General features: G+C 38.0%; 17 protein-coding genes. 13 read left to right on the top strand and 4 right to left on the bottom strand.

Annotation, left to right across the window (positions count from 1 at the left end; all coding sequences use genetic code 11):
* Positions 1 to 369 precede the first annotated feature (369 nt).
* The 7 genes from NPX99_RS04450 (at position 370) to NPX99_RS04420 (ending at position 6,050) form a co-directional block, all read left to right on the top strand.
* Entirely contained in the window at positions 370 to 1,041 is a 672-nt protein-coding gene (locus tag NPX99_RS04450) for a DUF2659 family protein (protein ID WP_269030697.1), read from the top strand.
* A 4-nt stretch (positions 1,042 to 1,045) separates the two neighbouring features.
* Positions 1,046 to 2,470 (top strand): ribosome biogenesis GTPase Der, encoded by a 1,425-nt coding sequence (der, locus tag NPX99_RS04445; RefSeq protein WP_269030696.1) that lies wholly within the window; start codon positions 1,046 to 1,048, stop codon positions 2,468 to 2,470.
* Positions 2,471 to 3,364: 894 nt separating this feature from the next.
* Positions 3,365 to 3,796: an AtpZ/AtpI family protein gene (locus tag NPX99_RS04440; protein WP_269030695.1), complete on the top strand. Its 432-nt coding sequence runs from the start codon at positions 3,365 to 3,367 to the stop codon at positions 3,794 to 3,796.
* Positions 3,797 to 3,803: 7 nt separating this feature from the next.
* Entirely contained in the window at positions 3,804 to 4,562 is a 759-nt protein-coding gene (locus tag NPX99_RS04435) for a F0F1 ATP synthase subunit A (RefSeq protein WP_269030729.1), read from the top strand.
* Between the two features lie 54 nt (positions 4,563 to 4,616).
* On the top strand, positions 4,617 to 4,847 hold the full coding sequence (locus tag NPX99_RS04430) for a F0F1 ATP synthase subunit C (protein WP_004860748.1): 231 nt from the start codon (positions 4,617 to 4,619) through the stop codon (positions 4,845 to 4,847).
* Positions 4,848 to 4,977: 130 nt separating this feature from the next.
* Positions 4,978 to 5,544: a F0F1 ATP synthase subunit B gene (locus tag NPX99_RS04425; protein WP_269030694.1), complete on the top strand. Its 567-nt coding sequence runs from the start codon at positions 4,978 to 4,980 to the stop codon at positions 5,542 to 5,544.
* 11 nt (positions 5,545 to 5,555) lie between these two features.
* Positions 5,556 to 6,050, top strand: coding sequence for a F0F1 ATP synthase subunit B (locus tag NPX99_RS04420; RefSeq protein WP_269030693.1), 495 nt, complete (start codon positions 5,556 to 5,558; stop codon positions 6,048 to 6,050).
* 626 nt (positions 6,051 to 6,676) lie between these two features.
* On the opposite strand, the gene glyS is transcribed toward NPX99_RS04420, so the two are convergent.
* The 4 genes from glyS to NPX99_RS04400 all read right to left on the bottom strand — a co-directional run bounded on the left by glyS (position 6,677) and on the right by NPX99_RS04400 (position 12,750).
* On the bottom strand, positions 6,677 to 8,899 hold the full coding sequence (glyS, locus tag NPX99_RS04415; protein WP_269030692.1) for a glycine--tRNA ligase subunit beta: 2,223 nt from the start codon (positions 8,897 to 8,899) through the stop codon (positions 6,677 to 6,679).
* Positions 8,892 to 9,842 carry a glycine--tRNA ligase subunit alpha gene (locus tag NPX99_RS04410; RefSeq protein WP_269030691.1) on the bottom strand — a complete coding sequence of 317 codons (951 nt, stop codon included), beginning with the start codon at positions 9,840 to 9,842 and terminating at the stop codon, positions 8,892 to 8,894. The genes glyS and NPX99_RS04410 overlap by 8 nt, the downstream gene beginning before the upstream one ends.
* 102 nt (positions 9,843 to 9,944) lie before the next feature.
* Positions 9,945 to 11,639: a tetratricopeptide repeat protein gene (locus NPX99_RS04405; protein WP_269030690.1), complete on the bottom strand. Its 1,695-nt coding sequence runs from the start codon at positions 11,637 to 11,639 to the stop codon at positions 9,945 to 9,947.
* A 94-nt stretch (positions 11,640 to 11,733) separates the two neighbouring features.
* Positions 11,734 to 12,750 carry a polyprenyl synthetase family protein gene (locus NPX99_RS04400; protein ID WP_269030689.1) on the bottom strand — a complete coding sequence of 339 codons (1,017 nt, stop codon included), beginning with the start codon at positions 12,748 to 12,750 and terminating at the stop codon, positions 11,734 to 11,736.
* A 257-nt stretch (positions 12,751 to 13,007) separates the two neighbouring features.
* Between NPX99_RS04400 and NPX99_RS04395 the strand changes: the two genes are divergently transcribed.
* From NPX99_RS04395 to NPX99_RS04370, 6 genes are all read left to right on the top strand, one after another.
* Positions 13,008 to 13,799: a tRNA1(Val) (adenine(37)-N6)-methyltransferase gene (locus NPX99_RS04395; RefSeq protein WP_269030688.1), complete on the top strand. Its 792-nt coding sequence runs from the start codon at positions 13,008 to 13,010 to the stop codon at positions 13,797 to 13,799.
* 192 nt (positions 13,800 to 13,991) lie between these two features.
* A complete protein-coding gene (locus NPX99_RS04390) occupies positions 13,992 to 14,843 on the top strand; it encodes a S49 family peptidase (protein ID WP_269030687.1) in 852 nt (283 codons plus the stop codon).
* Between the two features lie 243 nt (positions 14,844 to 15,086).
* The gene (locus NPX99_RS04385) at positions 15,087 to 15,995 is read left to right on the top strand and encodes a 4-(cytidine 5'-diphospho)-2-C-methyl-D-erythritol kinase (protein WP_269030686.1); all 909 of its coding nucleotides are present in this window, start codon (positions 15,087 to 15,089) and stop codon (positions 15,993 to 15,995) included.
* A 293-nt stretch (positions 15,996 to 16,288) separates the two neighbouring features.
* Entirely contained in the window at positions 16,289 to 16,930 is a 642-nt protein-coding gene (locus NPX99_RS04380) for a ribonuclease HII (RefSeq protein ID WP_269030685.1), read from the top strand.
* Positions 16,927 to 17,889 (top strand): L-threonylcarbamoyladenylate synthase, encoded by a 963-nt coding sequence (locus NPX99_RS04375; RefSeq protein WP_269030684.1) that lies wholly within the window; start codon positions 16,927 to 16,929, stop codon positions 17,887 to 17,889. Before NPX99_RS04380 ends, NPX99_RS04375 begins: the two co-directional genes overlap by 4 nt.
* 2 nt (positions 17,890 to 17,891) lie before the next feature.
* A complete protein-coding gene (locus tag NPX99_RS04370) occupies positions 17,892 to 19,301 on the top strand; it encodes an FAD-binding oxidoreductase (protein WP_269030683.1) in 1,410 nt (469 codons plus the stop codon).
* Positions 19,302 to 19,443 lie beyond the last annotated feature (142 nt).

Here is a 19,443-nt window from a genome sequence, read left to right as displayed (position 1 = left end):
CCCACTGAAATTCTACAATTAAAGGCTTTGAAAAGTGCAATAGGATTGTTGCTTTTAAGATTTTAAAAGATAATTCTCGTATATAATATAACAAGGAGAAGACACGAAAAGCTCTTGAGATTATAAAGAGGCTTATATAATGGGCGTGAGGGATATGATAGCAGTTTAAAAAGGGATATAAAACTATGTTATGAACCAAAGTGCGGTTCTATCGTTTTTGATTGATGTCGTTACAAAAGTTTCAGTGGTTTGGATACGATTTGAAATAAATAAGTTAGAAATTTTAAGTTTTTTAGTTCATGAGGGCTACCATCTTTATGCATTTATGCGTAAAAGCACAAAAAGTGAATTTTTTCCAAGGTATGATATATGTCGTATGATAGTTTTATTGCTGAAGTTAATGCAGAGGTTCGTCAGGAAAAAGCTCTTGCTTTTTGGAGACGTTATGGTTTTGCAATTATTATTGCAGTCGTTATTTTCATTTTGATGGTAGTGACTTATCAAATTTACCATCATGAACAAATAAAGAAAGCTGGTCATATTGGTGATGCATTTGTAAAAAGCCTTGATTTTGCGGATACACGTCATTTTGATGAAGCGATGAAACAATTGGAAAATGTTAAAGTCTCTAACTTTGGAGGATATCCTTTTCTTGCTCGTTTGCGTGAGGCTTCTTTGTTCATGGAACAAGGGGATAATGTTAAATCAGTAGAAGCCTTTGATTCTATTGCGGCTGATGAAAAAGCACCACAAATTTTGCGGAAAGTTGCAAAAATTCGTGCAGCTTATATTTTGGTTGATACAGGGACTTTGGATGAGGTTAAAAAGCGCGTTGAAGATATGGCAAATGATGTTGATCCGATGCGTATGTCTGCAAGAGAGGCTTTGGGCTTAGCTGCCTATAAAGCTGATAAAGTGAAAGAAGCGGTTGATTATTTTAGGAAAATTTCTGAAGAAGGTGCTTTAGGGTTAAAAGTAGCAGATCGGTCTCGTATGATGCTTGAGCTTATACAAGCAGAGGGCAAGGTAAGTAAGGAATGAATTTATGAACCTTACTATTGCTATAGTTGGTCGCCCTAATGTTGGGAAGTCAACACTCTTTAATCGTTTGGTTGGGCAAAAATTAGCTTTGGTTGATGATAAGCCAGGCGTAACACGTGATCGGCGTATTCATGCAGCGAAACTTCAAGATTTGCGTTTTGATGTGATTGATACGGCTGGGTTAGAAGAAGCGAGTGACCATACACTTGAAGGCCGTATGCGTCTCCATACAAAAGCTGCCATTGAGGAAGCCGATCTTATTTTATTTGTGTTTGATGCCAAAAGTGGAATAACGCCGAGTGATTTAAATTTTGCTTCATTGGTTCGCAAGTCAGGCAAACCGATAGTACTTGTTGCCAATAAGTCTGAGTCAAAAGCAGCTACAGGTGGAGAGTATGAAGCATGGTCATTGGGTTTGGGGGAGCCTTGTCTAATATCTGCTGAACATGGTCTAGGGCTTACAGATCTTCGTGATGCAATTGTAGATGCTGTTGGTAAGCAACGCGCTTTTGAACATAAAAACGAACAAAAATATACTGCTATACAACCTGCATCCGTTGGTGTTGATGTGGATGATTTGGAAGAGGGATTTATTTACGATGAAAATAAGCCCATTCGGATTGCAGTTGCAGGGCGTCCAAATACAGGAAAGTCAACTCTCATCAATAGCATGTTGAAACAAGATCGGTTGTTAACAGGACCAGAGGCAGGACTTACACGTGATTCTATTTCTGTAGATTGGGAATGGAGTGGCCGTCATATTAAACTTTTTGATACTGCGGGTTTGCGGCGGAAGTCGAAAATACAAGAAAAATTGGAAAAACTTTCTGTTGCAGATACTTTACGTGCAATTCGTTTTGCAGAAGTGGTGGTGATCGTTTTTGATGCAACGGCACCGTTTGAAAAGCAGGATTTGCAAATTGTTGATCTTGTGATTCGTGAAGGGCGCGTTCCGCTTATTGCTTTTAATAAGTGGGATCTCGTTGAAAATAGTCAGGTGACATTGATTGATTTACATGAAAAATGTAGCCGCCTTCTTCCTCAGGTTCGTGGTTTGAGAGCTGTTCCTATATCGGGACAATATGCTCAAGGGATTGATAAACTGATGGAAAATATCATGATGATGCACCGTGTGTGGAATCGCCGTATTTCCACGGGAAAACTGAACCGATGGCTTGAAACTGTTGTTGCGCATCATCCACCACCTGCATTTTCTGGTCGTCGACTTAAGGTTAAATATATAACACAGATTAAGACACGTCCTCCTGGATTTATGATTTCTTGTTCGCGACCACAGATAATGCCTCAATCCTATTTACGTTATCTTTCCAATGGATTACGTGATGCGTTCGATATGCCGGGTGTGCCAATTCGTATATCATTACGCGCATCTGATAATCCTTTTGCGTCACGTTCCAGAAAGAAATAATTCTTTTCTGTTTTTTAAGTGAATGAAATCTATATTTAAGAACCAGTTTAAGACAATAGACTTTTTCGTAAATGATACCATTTTAATATCAAAAATATATTGATTTATAAAAATAATTTTATCATTCCCTCTATTGAATGAATAGGTCTCATATTATGCTATTTTCTTGTTACAATTTCTCTTAATCTAAAACAAAAAAAATCCTGTATTGATGCGTTATTGAAAGGAATCAATGTATGAATCAGGATTATTTAAAGCAGAAGCCTTTTTAATAAAACATTTGAATTAAGAGGAGTTGTAACAACTGAGGATCGAAGAGTCATAATTATAGTGCGGGGTCAAAAGAAGTTCTCATATCTATAATTATCAAGGAGAAAGCTGATTTGTGACGGTTTTTTCACAAAAAGCAAAGATATTTACCATAAAACATTTGAATATAAGAAGAAAGACTTAAAAAGTTAATTACAACTATACAAAGTGCTGTAGTGCTAGTATTTAAAATTTTGTTTATATAGGCTTCTTTGCACAACGGTAACACAATTCATTACAGTTCTATGTCGTACATTAAAAGATGTAGAAGACTCATAAATATCATCCTTTATTTGTGAACAGGGATAAACGCTGTAAAAGAGGGTATTTTCTCAATATGCTTCTTGGTGTTTTGACACGAGGGCTGTATGGTTTGCTAAAGTTGAAAAGCGATGTATCCTCTGTAGGTTGGAGTGATGATTTAAGAGTAAGGGGTGAGGATTCCTAAAATGAAAAGGCATGTTATTTGTGGGATAAATTGTGATAGAATTCTTTTAGCGTCTTGACGAATAAATTCGAGAACAATATGATGCGCACGGTTTTATAGATTAGCCTTTACTTTGCTTTTTGATTAAGGAGCCAATAATGGCAGAGGGGAGTGAACCCATTGTGCCAGTGCAGGAAACTGAAGCGGAAGGAAAAGGGCAAAAAGATTGTCTTCATTCAGAGGATTTAGAATGTCGAAGTGAGAAGTTAGGTAGAGCTTTAATGCATAAGAAAGCATTAAAGAAGCGGCGTTATGAAAATGAGGGGGATGAGTTACAAGGCAAGATGGCGCATGCAATTAAGCTTTCGAGTGAGTTTCTTGCAAGTATTATTGTAGGTGTGGTTTTGGGAGTGGGGTTTGATAAGTTAGCAGGTTCATGGCCATGGGGTTTGGTGTTTTTTCTTTTTCTTGGATTTGCTGCTGGTGTATTGAGTATTCTTCGGTCTGTGGGGTATATTTCCTCCAGTCCATTCAGGCAAAGAGGCGTATTGCGCCAAGATGAAAGGTCCAACAAAAGGTCCGATAAATGAGGTTGAAGTGATATCACACGCTCCAGATCCTATCCATCAATTTGAGATTTCACGACTGATTAAGATTTCTATAGGGAATATGGATTTATCCTTTACAAATGTATCGTTTTTTATAGTAGCTACAGTTGTTATAACTTCGGTTTTTCTCTTTGTTTCGTCATCAAGTCGTGGGTTGGTTCCAACACGGATGCAGTCTCTTTCAGAAATGGCTTATGAGTTTGTCGCAACAACTTTACGGGAATCAGCTGGTGTGCAGGGGATGCAGTTTTTCCCTTTAGTTTTTTCCCTGTTTACTTTTATTTTAGTTGCAAATTTTATTGGTCTTTTTCCCTATTTTTATACGATTACTTCTCAGATTATGATTACGTTTTCATTGGCTATGGTGGTAATTTTGACAGTCATTGGCTATGGTTTTTATAAGCATGGGGCTAATTTTTTGAAACTGTTTGTTCCCAGTGGTGTGCCTGTTGTGGTTTTGCCTTTGGTTACGATGATCGAGGTTATTTCTTTTCTTTCTCGTCCTATCAGTCTTTCACTTCGTCTTTTTGCTAATATGCTTGCTGGTCATATTACCCTCAAAGTATTTTCTGGTTTCGTTGTCTCAATGATTGGAGTAGGGGTTGTAGGCGTTGGTGGTTCAATTTTGCCACTTATCATGACCGTAGCGATTACTGCTCTTGAATTTTTGGTCGCATTTCTTCAGGCATACGTCTTTACGGTTTTAACTTGTATGTATCTTAATGATGCAGTTCATCCAGGACATTAATAAAACTGGCGGTTTTCCGTCGAATAGTGCAATTTCGCTTTAAAGGAGAATAATATGGAATTAGTGCTTGCCGCAAAATATATTGGTGCTGGTCTTGCTTGCTTTGGAATGGCGGGGACAGCTTTAGGCCTTGGAAATATTTTTGGTAGCTATCTTTCTGGCGCATTACGCAATCCATCAGCAGCAGATAGTCAGTTTGGCCGTCTTGTCTTTGGTTTTGCTGTGACAGAAGCTTTGGGCATTTTTTCATTGCTTATTGCTTTGTTGCTTCTTTTCGGAGTTTAATCATCATCAAAAAGGGATACCTGTTTTCTGTATGAGAGGGAGGTGTGCCTTTTGTTGCTTAATGAGAAGAGTGTTAGTCCATTACCGTCGGTTTTTAGGGGGGGAGTGATTTGTTGAAGGATGAAAGAAGATGTTTGTTTCCAGCGCTTATGCACAAACCACTGACAAGCCGATAGAACATGTACAAAACGTGGCAGAGCATGCAGATCGTGTGTTTCCGCCTTTTGATTTTGTGCATTTTTCTTCACATTTTTTTTGGTTGGCAATTTCTTTTGGGCTTTTTTATCTCTTTATTTCTCGTGTGATTGTGCCTCGTATTGGTGGTGTTATTGAAACACGCCGGGATCGAATCGCATCTGATTTAGATCAGGCGATGCGTATGAAGCAGGAAGCAGATACTGTAGTTGAAACTTACGAGCGGAAATTGGCAGAAGCACGTTTGCAAGCTCATGTTATAGCACAAGCAGCTGGTGAAGAGTTAAAAGAGAAGGCTGAGCTTGAACGAAAAGAAGTTGAAGAGAGTTTGGAAAAAAAATTAGCAGATGCTGAAAAACAGATCACAAAAATTCGAGATAAAGCTATGCAAAATGTTGGTTCTATCGCTGAAGAAGTAGCTCTTGAAATCGTAAAAAAGTTGATTGATGTTAATGTCAGCAAAGAGTCTGTTCGTTCAGTTATTAGAGTTGCGGATTACTGAAGGATACAAGAATGACAGATACTTTTTGGGCGTTTGTTGGGTTAGTTCTTTTTTTAGCTCTTTTGGTCTATTTCAAAATTCCGCAGAGAGCTGTGCATCATCTTGATGCGCGTGCAAAGCGTATTAAAGATGAACTTGATGAAGCTCTCCGTCTTCGTGAAGAAGCGCAGGAAGTGCTTGCTGAATATCAGCGCAAACATGCGGAAGCAGAAAAGGATGCGCAAGAGATTATTGCAGCGGCTAAGCATGAAGTTGCAGCTATTATCGCTGAAGCGCGTAAAAAAGCAGAAGAGTATGTAAAAAACCGCAATAAATTAGCAGAGCAAAAAATTGCTCAAGCGGAAGCTGATGCGATACGCATGGTTTCTTCATCTGCTATTGAATTGGCTGTTTCTGCTGCTCGTGCGCTTATCGCAAAAGAATTAGATTCTCATAAAGCGAATGAACTTATTAAGGAGTCTCTTTGTGAAGAATCTCTTAATAAAATAAAAACATATCTTAATTAATGGTAGTTAAAGTGCTTAAAGAACCAGTTTTTTAGGAGAGTAGTTCCTTTTCAAAATTGAGTATTTCTTTCAATTTTATCTTGCATGAGTCATGGTTTACTTACTTTAGAAAGATATCTCTCAAACTTTTTTATACTATCTGTGAGAGGTATCGCACAAGATATCCTAGGATACCGCTATCTTATGCTTATGAAAGCATAAGATATCATGATTATGTTATCATCTCAAAATGTTGCTCTTTCTTTTGTCTTGAGACAGTTCAAGACGTATTTTTCTCAAAGAGATTTTATCCATATATTAATCCCAGTTGGAATGTACAAGAGAACGATTTTTGTTATATAATCTTACGAGAGAGTTTTAGATTAAAGATTTATATTGTTTTCGTTTTTCTCATTTAGTATGTAAATGAATTGTAATATTATTATAAATAAAATGGTTGTATTATAATATTTATTCGATTTTTTGATCTGTTGTTCTAAAGTATCATTTACATGATAAATTCTATAATAAAATTGTCTCAAGTATCGTATGGGAATTTTTCATAATATTTTTTAAGGTTCAATAGCAAAAACAATAAAAAGTAGAAAGATTCTCTTTTTATTCTGTCAATTTATAAAGTGCTTATTTTAAGCTACAAGTTTTGAAAAATTTGCTACTGTTTTCGTAATGCTATGGATCTGTTTCAAAAGAGCGAGACGATTAGTGCGAATATCGGGATTTTTATCGTTTACTAATACTTTTTCAAAAAAGATATCGATAAATTTTCCAAGTGGTGCTAGTGTATTGAGTGCGTATGAAAAGTCTGTTGCATTGATGTGATCACGAACTTTGCTTTCTATCTTCATAATTTCTCGATAGAGTTGTTTTTCTTCTGCTTCAGTAAAGAGTTCAGAGTTAATTTTGTTTGCTATTATTGTGCCTTTTTTTAATTCGTTCTCAAGAATGTTTATAGTCCGTTTTACAGAGGCTAAAAAGTCGCTTCCATCACTTGTATTGATAAAGGCAATGAGTGCTTCAACACGACGGGCGATTAATAGAAGATCATCAGAATCTTTGTTTAAGATTGCATCAAGGGCATCATAACGGGCTCCTTCTTCTTTTAGGTAGATTTTCAGACGGTCATGAAAAAACAGTAACAGATCCGATAAAATATATTCTGTTTTTTCTAGAACAAGATTCTGTAATTGTTCATCTTCTTTTTGAAACTCTTCATATTTGTTTCTTTGTTGTAAGAAAAGGTCTGCTGCCAAATCAAATAGTGGAATAAGATTAATTTTCCAGTCACGCAAAAGCACAAGCCTAATAATCCCCAATGCGGCGCGTCTTAATGCGTAAGGGTCTTTGGAGCCGGTAGGTTTTTCATTAATAAGCCAAAAACCGACGAGCGTATCAATTTTATCAGCGAGCGCAATTGTGATGGCAACAGGTTCTTGCGGAATACGATCTGTTGGTCCTAGGGGTTTATAATGGTCTTCAATTGCTTCAGCTATGCAAGAATCTTCTCCTTGAAGAAGGGCATATTTTCGTCCCATGAGTCCTTGTAGTTCAGGAAATTCTCCGACAATTTCTGTTTGCAAATCAGCTTTTGCGAGCACTGCTGCACGTTTAGCTAAAAGCGGATCTGCTCCCACCAAAGGAGCAATTTTTTGTGCTAAAACAGTGATGCGTTCTACTCTTGCTCCTTGTGTTCCTAATTTTGCATGGAAGGTTACATTTAAATGATCCAATTGCGCCATTCTCTGATCGAGAGGCTTTGCTAAATCAAGATCAAATTTTTTTGCCGAAGATTCTAAACGCTTAATATCGGGCAAATCATGTTGGTCTGTTTGCCAAAAATAAAGTGCATCAGAAAGACGCGCACAGACAACTTTAGTATTTCCTTTAGAAATTTCTTTGCCTTCATCATTTGCAAGAATATTAGAAACAAGAATAAAATGATGAGAGAGTTTGATCTTATCGCTTTGTGTACGCGTTACAAAACATTTCTGATGAGCTCGAATGGTTAAACGAATAATTTCTGGAGGAATCTCAAGAAAAGATTTGTCAAAATTGCTCATAAGGACAACAGGCCATTCGACGAGTCCCGCAATTTCTTCTAAAAGAGCATCATCTTGAACTAGTTCTAAACCATTTGCAAAGCAAAGATTTTGGGCATCAGCCAAAATAATATTCTTTCGTCTTTCCGCGTCAAGAATAACTTTATGGGCTTCAAGTTTACTAATATAATCCTCGAAGCGGCGGATTTGAAGTGATTTTCCGTCACTTAAAAAACGATGACCATAGGTTAGATTATTGCTTTTGAGAGAACCGATGGCAAACGGAATAACATGTGTTTCACCAATCTCTGGTCCAAAGACGCAAAGAATATTTTGTAAAGATCGAATCCATTTCAAAGCGCCACTTTTTGCTGAATCTTTACCCCAACGCATAGACTTTGGCCAGGGAAAGTTACGAATAATATCTGGTAAAATATCCGCTATAATTTCTTCTACTTTTCGGCCTTTTTTGATGATTTTAGCGACATAAAAATCGCCTTTTTTACTATCATGAGCAATATCTGCTTCAGAAATATCGCTTAGTCCTGTTGAGCGTAGGAAGCCATCAATGACATGCTGTGGTGATTTTGTACTGGGGCCTCTACGTTCTTCATAAACATCTTTTGAACATAGAGAAAGACCGCGTATGTCTAATGTTAGACGACGGGGTGTCCAATATTCCTTAGCAGCCCTATAAGTTAAGCCTGCTTTTACGATTTGATCCGTAAGACATTTTTTGAGATCAGCAGCCGCTTTTCGTTGCATGCGTGCGGGGATTTCTTCACTGAAAAGTTCAAGAAGAAGATCAGACATTAGATTTTTCCTTTAGTGTGATTTGACCAGCTTCTGTATGTAAGAAAGCTTCTCCACAACGACGTGCAAGATCGCGAACGCGAAGAATGTAACTTTGTCTTTCAGTTACAGAGATAACGCCACGTGCTTGTAAAAGATTAAAAATATGACTTGCTTTAATACATTGGTCATAAGCTGGAAAAACGCATCGATGAAAAACATTTTCTTTATTTGGTTTCCCAGCTTCAAGAAGTGCAATGCATTCGCGTTCTGCATCGATAAAATGTTGATGTAGCAGTTTCGTATCAGCAAATTTGAAATTGTAGTATGAATATTCTTGTTCTGCTTGTAAAAAAATATCTCTATAACTTATTTTATTTTCGCCATCTAAACCATTAAAGTTAAGATCATAGACGTTATCAACACCTTGTATATACATTGCGAGGCGTTCAAGCCCATAAGTGAGCTCTCCTGAAACTGGAGAACATTCAATGCCACAAACCTGTTGAAAATAAGTAAATTGAGAGATTTCCATTCCATCACACCAGCACTCCCATCCAAGCCCCCAAGCACCAAGCGTTGGACTTTCCCAATCATCTTCAACAAAGCGAATATCATGAAGCTTTGTATCAAGACCGATGGCCTGTAGCGACTTAATATAAAGCTCTTGTAAATTGGGAGGGGAAGGTTTGATAAGCACTTGGAATTGATAATAGTGCTGTAAACGATTTGGATTTTCACCATATCGTCCATCTGTTGGGCGTCTAGAGGGTTGGACGTAAGCTACTTTCCAAGGGCGCGGTCCTAGTGAACGCAATGTTGTGGACGGATGAAAAGTCCCAGCCCCAACTTCCATATCGTACGGTTGTAAAATTGCGCATCCATAACGAGCCCAATAATTTTGTAAAGTTAAGATAAGTCCTTGAAAAGAACGTTTGGGATTGAGATGTTCAGGCAGTTTCATGCTTTATACTCTTTTCATATTGAACTCATAGATAGCGTCCAAAAGGACTTCATCTTCTATACTTGTCTATTGTTTCATGGGGTTATGGTCAAGCACCGTTATTTACTGTAAACCATATTTTAGTTTTTTTTGGATTTTTAAGAAGTCTTTTGCTTCCCCATCAATTGCATGATTCCACTGAAATATTGCTTCACGTTTGCGCCCAACTTGCCAATAAGCATCGCCTAAGTGATCATTCAATGTTGGATCTTCAGGTTGCAATTTGACAGCGGTTTCCAATATTTGAACAGCTTGATCATATTGCTTAAGCTTATAATAAGCCCATCCTAGAGAATCGAGAATATGACTATTTTGAGTTTGCAATGCAGAAGCTTTTTGCAGCATACGAAGCGATTCCTCAAGTTTTTGATCACGTTCAACAAGTGAATAGCCCAAATAGTTAAGGACTTGTGGCTGATCAGGGAAAAATTGAAGTGCTTTTCGCAAATCAATTTCAGCCTTTTGCCATTGCTGTAAACGCTCGAAAGCGATACCGCGCTGATAAAAAAGTTTCCAATCATCACGTTGAAAATTTGTTATTTGCTCAATAGCACGATCCATAATTTGTACAGCTTCAGCAAATTTATTTTCTTGCATATAAAAAGCGGCTAACGTTATCACAATATGGCGATCGTGAGGGAATTTTTTCTTTAATGCGTGAAGTAATTTAATGGCTTCGTTATGCTTGTTATTATGTGCAAGAATGAATGCAAGTCGTAGCTGCCCACCTTTATAGTAAGGAGAGCTAGGTGATAAAGATTGGTAAAGCTTAATGGCTTGATCAAGATCATTCAGTTTGACAGAAATATTTGCTAATTGAAAAAGGGTTGCTTCATTTTGAGGAAATAATGCAAAAGATAATTGTTTAAAAATACGTGCAATTTGTCCTGAATTTTTGTGGTTTAAGGCTGTTCCAAAGTTATATAATACTTCACCCGCTCCTTGTTGGGGTGTTTTAACCAATCTTTCTAAGGAAGTACCTTTTTCAATCTTTTCTCGGATATTTTTAAATATTTCTCGGCCTGGCAACACCTTTTCGCCATGCTTGAGAGTTTGGAGAGCTTGATTGCGCATTTTATGACGCAATTGGAATGAGGCATAAGCTATGACAATACGTTCGTAAGTATTGGGAGCTATGAGAATAGTTTGTCGGTTATTAAGTGCTTGAGTAAAATATTTTTCTGCATCTTGTGTGTGTTTTGCTAGATCACTCATGAGTGCAAGATGGTAGCGTATAAAAAGACTATACCAAGCAGGTCCTTGGATTTTTTCAAGATCAGCGATTGCTTGAGATTGTTGTCCAGCCCCGAATGTAGCCCAAGCACCGATGAGTTCAGGTATTGGATTGTTTGCAGCAGGAGGTGCTTTTAATTGTAGAAAAAGTTTGGCGTCTTCGTAGTTTTTTTTGATGAGACTTTCTATCGATAAAGTTAAGGAAACAAAGGGAGTGACAACACCTTGCTCTTTAAGTTTTTTTGCTTGTTGAACAGCTTCTTTGAAAGTTCCCACGGAGAGCATAGATTCAAAGAGTTCTTTTTGTGTTTCGATGTTATCAGGTTGATAAACAAGTGCTTGTTTAAAATAATTGATGGCAAGATCTGTTTTGTTTTCATAACTCGCAATTTTTCCAGCTAAATAAGCACCTGTAAATGAGGTTGTATTAATTGTGGCGTTTATTTTGCCGTAGGTCGCTGATGGCATCAGTATGATACCCGCGATAAAGAGAGTAAAAAAGCGGGCTACTGCTGCACTGCACATAGAGTTAATCCTTTTCAAGATAATCAATCGATTGTATGGGTTATAGATCATATCCGATTACTTTATTGAAAAATACTGTGATGCTTGCAAACAATCAGTTTACGCGCGCAATACAAAAATCAACAGTTTCAATGAGAGCGTGGTGAGCAGGGTTTTTGTTTATTGAAGCAAGTGCATTGGTCGCACGCTTACCATAGATGCGTGCTTGCTCTATTGTATCTGTGAGGCTATCATATTTTTCTATTAAGTGTTTTGCATGAGTGAAAGCTTCATCATCGTTATTACCGTTTTCAAGAGCTTGTTTCCAAAATTCTTTTTCTACTGTATTACTCCGTGCATATGCAAGGATAACAGGCATTGTAATTTTGCCTTCTCTAAAATCATCCCCTATATTTTTTCCAAAATGTTGTGTAGCGCCACCATAGTCCAATGCATCATCAATCAATTGGAAAGCGAGACCTAGAAATGTTCCATACTCACGCAATGCAGAACGCTCTTTCTCTTCATAGCCGGCGATAATTGGTCCCACTTCAGCAGCAGCTGAAAACAGTGCTGCTGTTTTTGCGTTGATAACTTTGAGGTAGTCTGAAGCACTTGTTTCTACATTTTTTGCAGTAGAGAGTTGCATTACTTCTCCTTCAGCAATGATTGCAGCAGCATTTGCTAGGACAGAGAGCGCTTCTATAGAACCAACATCAACCATCATTTTAAAAGCTTGTCCTAAAAGGAAATCTCCAACAAGGACACTTGCTTGATTTCCCCAGATCATTCGTGCGGTAGATTTTCCGCGTCGTAAATTACTTTCATCAATGACATCATCATGTAACAAAGTTGCCGTATGCATAAATTCAACAGCTGTTGCGAGTTTTATATGTCCATCACTTTGATAACCGAACATATGAGCGGAGGCTAATGTAATCATTGGGCGTAACCGCTTTCCACCTGATAAGATCAGATGATTGGAAATTTCAGGGATCATTTCAACCTCTGATTTTGCCATAGAGAGAATAAATTGATTTACGCGCTCCATATCATGTTGAGTAAGGTTGATAAGGGATTGGAGAGAGTTTTGATTATTGCTTGTCTGATTTAATTTTGTGGCGACACTCAATGTGTTTTCTCCTAGAAGTATTGCAATGGACAGATATGAATTCTATTTTCATTTGCTAGCATAAAGGGGGTTTTGTTTTGACTCAAGCTTTTGATGCCATTTTTAGGAACAGAAGTTTTGAATGATATTCGCAAGGAATATTTTAAAAGCTTGTGTGAGGTGATTGTTATGAAGTTGTGGGAAAAATTTAAAACAGCTTTTTAGACAACAATTGATAGAAAAAGTGCAATTCATAAAGATGAACATTAGGTTTTTAAATGAATGATATGACGAATCAGAGTGATGACACAATTGACAGTTTTCATCATGGGAAGTTTTATTTGGTGCAACCACGTAAATATGGTCATCGTTCTGGTATGGATGCTATGTTATTAGCCAGTTTAGTTCCCAATGATTTAAAGGGGAAGGTTGTTGATTTAGGTGCTGGTGCTGGTGCAGCAGGGTTGGCAGTTGCTTCGCGTTGTTTAGAGGTTCATGTTACATTGGTTGAGCGATCAGCTTTTATGGCATCTTATGCGCAAAAAACGCTTATGCTAAAACAAAATAAAAAACTTTCTGAGCGAATTTGTTTATTAGAAGCAGATGTTACTTTGAAAGGTAAGAATCGCTTAAAAGCAGGATTGGCAGATAATTCTTTTGATTTTGCAATTATGAATCCACCTTTTAATAGTCCCACGGATCGCAAGACACCTGATAAACAAAAGTCTGAGGCACATGTTATGTCTGAAGAGATGTTTGATCATTGGTTGCGCAGTGCAGCAGCAATTGTGAAGCCAAGTGGATATTTAGGGTTAATTGCTCGTCCACAATCACTGACTGATATCTTACGCGCTTTAGAAGGGCGCTTTGGTGGTATTTGTATCATTCCCGTTCATGCACGCGCGAAAACAGCGGCGATTCGTCTTTTATTTTATGCAAAGCGGGGAAGCAAAGCGGCTTTATCCATATTGCCGGCATTGGTTATACATGAGGGTGATGATCATATTTTTTCCCCGCGGGTGGATGCAATTAATAATGGCTGTATAAGTTTGTGGGAACTTTTTAAATGATCTCTTGTGTTTTCCGGTTTATTGCTTAAATTCAAATTAAAGCTTTGTTTTTTAGGAGACTTTAAACTTTGTATGAAGTTTTATTTCTAGTTGTGATGTGGGGGGTGGTTATTGCTTTTGGAGGTTACGGCGTTCTTCCTTTCTGTTGTCCTTGCTTATTTGGTTTGTCTTAATTCATGAGGAGGTTTTGTTTTGTTGGACGTTATTAAAAATCTTGTTCCACGTCGTTTTTGTTCTAGTAAACTTGAAATTCCTGTGGTGCGCCTTCATGGGGCAATTATGGATTCAACATCACCGATAGCACGCTCGCTTTCATTAGGCAGGTGTGCGAGTCTTTTGGAGAAGGCTTTTGCACATAAAAAAGCACCGGTTGTTGCACTTATTATCAACTCTCCTGGAGGGTCACCTGTGCAATCGCGTTTTATTTTTAAGCGTATCCGTGATTTGGCAGAGGAAAAGAATAAACAGGTTCTTGTATTTGTTGAAGATATAGCGGCGTCAGGTGGCTATATGATTGCTTGTGCAGGGGATGAGATTTTTGCTGATCCTTCTTCGATTATTGGTTCTATCGGCGTTGTTTCAGCATCCTTTGGTTTTCCTGAGCTTTTGAAGAAAATTGGTGTTGAACGACGTGTTTACACAGCAGGAAAGAACAAGGTTACCTTAGATCCTTTTCAGCCTGAAAAGAAGGCAGATATTGAGCATTTGAAATCTCTACAACTCGAAGTTCACCAAACTTTTATTGATTTGGTTAAAGAGCGGCGTGCAGCGAAGTTATCAAATGATCCGAATATTTTTACAGGAATGTTTTGGAGCGGAAAGAAAAGTATTGAACTTGGACTTATTGATGGATTGAATGATGTGCGTTCCGTTATTAAGGAGCGGTTTGGGAATGATACCAAGCTTCGATTAATCACACCTCCAAAAAGCCTTTTAGGACCTAAATTCCCTTCGGGTATTTCTGCTCATGCGGTTTATACAGCGGTTGATAGTGCTTTGATGCTAGCAGAAGAGCGAGCACTTTGGCAACGTTATGGTTTGTGATAAGAAGTATCATTCGATAATTCTCAAGAGAGTTGATAATTTTGCTTCAAAAGCGTTTATGAGAAAGCATGAAATGATGCGGATGACTGCATTCAGCCTATTATGTATAATAGCTTTTTACATTTATCGTTTTTTTAAAAAACGAGTACAGAAGATGTTACAAGATGCTTATTGCGGAGAATCTAATAAAGGGGCAAGGGGCACATTGGTAAAAGATCTCTGTACAGGTGAATATTACGTAAGATGATATCGGATGTGCAAGCTTCATTCAAAAGGCATTCTTATCTATTCACGCCTATTAAGTTGAATTTAGCTTTGCACGTTGTTGGGCAGCGCGCGGATGGTTATCATTTAATAGAAAGTTTGGTTTATTTTAGTCTGAGTGGTGATTGTCTAGGTTATGCTCCGTGTGAAAGTGATCGCTTTTTTTTAGAGGGACCATTTGCAAATAAGCTTGTTTCTGATGCGGATAATTTAGTTGTTCGTGCACGCGATTTTATGCGCAACACATTTCCTATAAATGCGAAGCCTTCTTTTTTTCGGCTGATTAAAACGCTACCTATTGCTTCAGGCATTGGTGGTGGCTCAGGTGATGCTGCGGGTGTTATAAGCATATTGCGTCAACAGTGGAATCTTGATTGTTCTTGTGAAAAATTAGCACAAATGAGCTTAGTTCTTGGTGCTGATGTGCCAATGTGTCTTTTTGCATTGGAATATCAGCAGCCACTTTTTGTGCAAGGAATTGGTCAAGATATTATACCACTTCCAGAAGCTTGTTCTTTTGCAATGGTGTTGGTCAATCATGGACAACAAATTTCAACGAAAGCTGTTTTTAAGGCTTTGGAGAAGCATGATTATCCTTCTTTAAAGATTAATCCAGAAGCTCTTAAAACAGTTTATTCATTGGTTGAGGCTTTACAAGAAACGCGTAATGATCTTTTTGCTCCTGCATTAAAAATTGCACCTCAATTAACGCACGTGTTATCTTTATTAGATGAGAGTGGCGCTCTTTTTTCTCGTATGTCAGGAACTGGAGCAACTTGCTTTGGTATTTTTAAAGATCAGAAAGCAGCTCAAAAGGCGGCTCTCTTTATCAAATCGATACACCCAAGTTGGTTTGTAAAACCTATCGTAACTTTAGGAAAAACTTGAGAGATAAATTAAAGGTAAAAGATTTTTTGGGGTAAAGATTCATCATGTGCAATAGAGAGATTAAGTAATGGCATAATTTTTTGTTTTCCAGATTAAATTGTTACATGCTAAGATGCTGTTTTATGAGAAGTATCGGATAGCAATGCGGGAGACCGCGTAATGAAGTTCTTTTATTTCTGGTGCTTGTGCAAGAATTTATGAAGATGTTTGCTGATCTATTTTTGTAGAGCTTTTAGAAAAGAGGCTGTACGCAAAAATGGATATTTGTTCGGTTATATTTGTGTTTATCAAAAATGTTTAATTTACCACTTCAGCCAAATTTTTCCTATGAACTGGATTTGCAGAGACAGGGTTTTTTTTATATAGCGGGTGTTGATGAAGTAGGACGTGGACCTCTCGCGGGGCCTGTTGTAACAGCAGCCGTTGTTTTGAATAAAGATCATATTCCTGAAGGGCTGAATGATTCGAAAAAGCTTTCTATTTTACAACGTGAAAAACTGTACGATGAAATTTTGCAAAATGCATTAGCGGTTTCACTTGCTAGTCTTTGTGCTCATACAATTGATCAGTCTAATATTAGAAAAGCAACTTTGGAAGCGATGCGTCGCAGTATTATAGGGCTAGCAATTCCAGTCCATTATGTACTGGTTGATGGACGTGATATTCCTTCTAAACTACCATGTCCAGCAGCTGCTTTGATTAAAGGTGATCAACGTTCGGTTTCAATTGCAGCGGCATCTATTATTGCCAAAGTAACACGGGATAGAATGATGGAATGTGCGGGACAGGTTTATAAAGATTATGGTTTAGAAAAACACGTAGGTTATGCAACGTTAGCACATCGTGTAGCTCTTCATAAATATGGACCAGTTGTAGGATTACACCGATATAGTTTTTCACCCATCAAAGAAAACTATAGGGATGACGTGTCATGACAATTTTGCCTTTCAATAGTGTTTCAATAAAGGAAGCAGTTGCACTTCTTGAACAGGGAAGGTTAGTAGCGCTACCGACAGAAACTGTCTACGGATTGGCGGGTGATGCAACCAATGGGAGGGCAGTCTCTTCTATTTTTTCTACAAAGAAGCGGCCACAATTTAATCCTCTGATTGCTCATGTAAGCGGCATCGAAATGGCGGAATGCTACGTTGACATTGATATTCTTTCACGTCGATTGATGGAGGTATTTTGGCCTGGCCCTTTGACATTTGTCTTACCTTTAAAAGTGCATCATGATATTCATCCTTTAACCACTTCTGGTTTGAATACATTGGCTGTTCGTTTTCCAGATAGTTGTTTTGCAGAAGTTGTACAAAGTTTTGGTCGTCCTCTCGCTGCTCCGAGTGCGAATCAGTCTGGACGTCTTAGCCCGACTTCTGCTGAAGCTGTTTTAGAATCTTTAGGAAAATCTGTTCCTTTGATACTTGACGGAGGACCTTCTAAAATAGGACTTGAATCGACGATTATTAAGGTATGTGGTGAAAGACTTTATCTTTTGCGTCCTGGAGGACTTGCGGCTGAAGAGATTGAAAAAATTGCAGGAAAATCGCTAAAACGAATAGATCAGCAAGCTGCAATTGAGGCACCAGGGATGTTAAAATCGCATTATGCACCCAATGCTGCAATTCGTTTGAATGCACAAAAGGTGGAAAGCGGTGAAGCCCTTTTAGCATTTGGTCCCAAACGTATTATGGGTGTTGAAAATGCTGTTTCTATTTTAAATTTGAGTGAGAGTGGCCAGTTGAAAGAGGCAGCTTCTCATTTATTTCAATATATGAAGCAATTAGATTCATGCAAAGTGAAATCTATTGCGGTAGAGTCTATTCCATCATACGGATTGGGCGAGGCTATTAATGATCGTCTCATGCGTGCTGCAGCTCCAAAGGAGAAATGAAGATGGAGCAGAAATTAATTGAAAGATTTAGAAGTATTGTTGGTGCGGCGCACGCTATAACAGATCAGGCGTTAATTGCACCTTATTTGCTTGAAGAACGCGGATTTTTTCATGGAAAAACACCATTGCTTTTACGTCCGTCTTCTAATGCAGAGATATCGTCAATTATGCAGTTAGCTAGTCAAACGCGCACACCAATTGTGCCGCAGGGAGGGAATACAGGTCTTGTGGGTGGTCAACAACCCGATGAGAGTGGGAAGGGTGTTCTTTTATCCATGGAAAGATTGAACAAGATAAGATGTATGAGTCTTGAAGGTAATTTTGCTGTAGTAGAGGCTGGTGTTATTTTACAGGATTTACAGAAAAAAGCAGATGAATTAGATCGTTTTTTTCCTCTCTCTTTAGCTTCAGAAGGTTCTTGCCAGATAGGGGGAAACCTTTCATCTAATGCTGGAGGGACAGCTGTTTTAGCTTATGGTAATATGCGTGAACTTTGTCTTGGCTTGGAGGTCGTTTTACCTGATGGCCGTATTTTGGATGATTTGCGTTTTGTAAAAAAAGACAATAGCGGTTATGATTTGAAAAACCTTTTTATTGGTGCAGAAGGTACTTTAGGCGTTATAACAGCTGCAGTTTTAAAGCTTTTTCCAAGACCAAAAGGAAAAGCAGTTGCTTTGGTGGGGTTAAGTAATCCAGCGAAAGCTCTCGAGTTTTTATCTCTTGCTCAATGTTATGGAGGAGAGATGTTGACAGGCTTTGAGCTTATGGGACAACTGAGCTTACAAATGGCTTTAGACTATAAGATGTGTGAGAGATCTCCTTTTGAACATGAACATGAATGGTATGTATTAGTCAATATTTCGTCATTACAAGGTGAGGGTGAAGCACTATCAGTACTAAATACTATTTTAGAAGAATCTTTTAAAAATGCTGTGATAGAGGATGCAGTTGTTGCGCAATCATTAAAGCAGCAAGATTTTTTTTGGCAATTGCGTGAAAGTATATCCTCTGCACAAAAGTTAGCAGGAGGGTCTATTAAGCACGATATTGCGGTGCCTCTTGCTGCTATTCCTGATTTTATTGCTGAAGCAGCACGTATTGTTGAAGAAATTGCTCCAGGAGCACGGGTGGTTTGTTTTGGTCACATGGGTGATGGAAATTTGCATTATAATGTGACTCAACCTGTGGGAGCTGATCCTGCAGTGTTTTTGCAGTTATGGTCACGAGTGAATCATCATATTCATAATTTAGTGATGCACTATCAGGGTGCTTTTTCTGCTGAACACGGAATTGGTCAATTAAAGCGCGAGGAACTTCGCACTTTCAAATCACCTGTTGCCTTGGATATTATGCAAGGGATTAAAAAAATGCTTGACCCTTTAGGAATTATGAATCCCAAAAAAATATTATAATTCAAAGAGAGATGAATTTTATCACGTGTTTTTGTTTAGATTTTAATAACCAAAAAAGAAACCAGTTGTTTTTTATTCAATCTTTTAATAATCCAATGAGAAAAAGCTGTTAAAGGGGGTATATTATTAGAATAAATTGGGA

The organism is Bartonella sp. 220B (assembly GCF_026930205.1).
Taxonomy (GTDB): domain Bacteria; phylum Pseudomonadota; class Alphaproteobacteria; order Rhizobiales; family Rhizobiaceae; genus Bartonella.
Note: the sequence above shows the minus strand (reverse complement) of the source record. Positions and strands in the feature narration are given on the sequence as shown.

What these genes read in the sequence shown, in the direction of transcription:
- NPX99_RS04450 (WP_269030697.1), top strand. Translation starts at nt 370, where the DNA reads ATGTCGTATGATAGTTTTATTGCTGAAGTTAATGCAGAGGTTCGTCAG.
- der (WP_269030696.1), top strand. Translation starts at nt 1,046, where the DNA reads ATGAACCTTACTATTGCTATAGTTGGTCGCCCTAATGTTGGGAAGTCA.
- NPX99_RS04440 (WP_269030695.1), top strand. Translation starts at nt 3,365, where the DNA reads ATGGCAGAGGGGAGTGAACCCATTGTGCCAGTGCAGGAAACTGAAGCG.
- NPX99_RS04430 (WP_004860748.1), top strand. Translation starts at nt 4,617, where the DNA reads ATGGAATTAGTGCTTGCCGCAAAATATATTGGTGCTGGTCTTGCTTGC.
- NPX99_RS04425 (WP_269030694.1), top strand. Translation starts at nt 4,978, where the DNA reads ATGTTTGTTTCCAGCGCTTATGCACAAACCACTGACAAGCCGATAGAA.
- NPX99_RS04420 (WP_269030693.1), top strand. Translation starts at nt 5,556, where the DNA reads ATGACAGATACTTTTTGGGCGTTTGTTGGGTTAGTTCTTTTTTTAGCT.
- glyS (WP_269030692.1), bottom strand. Translation starts at nt 8,899, where the DNA reads ATGTCTGATCTTCTTCTTGAACTTTTCAGTGAAGAAATCCCCGCACGC.
- NPX99_RS04410 (WP_269030691.1), bottom strand. Translation starts at nt 9,842, where the DNA reads ATGAAACTGCCTGAACATCTCAATCCCAAACGTTCTTTTCAAGGACTT.
- NPX99_RS04405 (WP_269030690.1), bottom strand. Translation starts at nt 11,639, where the DNA reads ATGTGCAGTGCAGCAGTAGCCCGCTTTTTTACTCTCTTTATCGCGGGT.
- NPX99_RS04395 (WP_269030688.1), top strand. Translation starts at nt 13,008, where the DNA reads ATGAATGATATGACGAATCAGAGTGATGACACAATTGACAGTTTTCAT.
- NPX99_RS04385 (WP_269030686.1), top strand. Translation starts at nt 15,087, where the DNA reads ATGATATCGGATGTGCAAGCTTCATTCAAAAGGCATTCTTATCTATTC.
- NPX99_RS04380 (WP_269030685.1), top strand. Translation starts at nt 16,289, where the DNA reads ATGTTTAATTTACCACTTCAGCCAAATTTTTCCTATGAACTGGATTTG.
- NPX99_RS04375 (WP_269030684.1), top strand. Translation starts at nt 16,927, where the DNA reads ATGACAATTTTGCCTTTCAATAGTGTTTCAATAAAGGAAGCAGTTGCA.
- NPX99_RS04370 (WP_269030683.1), top strand. Translation starts at nt 17,892, where the DNA reads ATGGAGCAGAAATTAATTGAAAGATTTAGAAGTATTGTTGGTGCGGCG.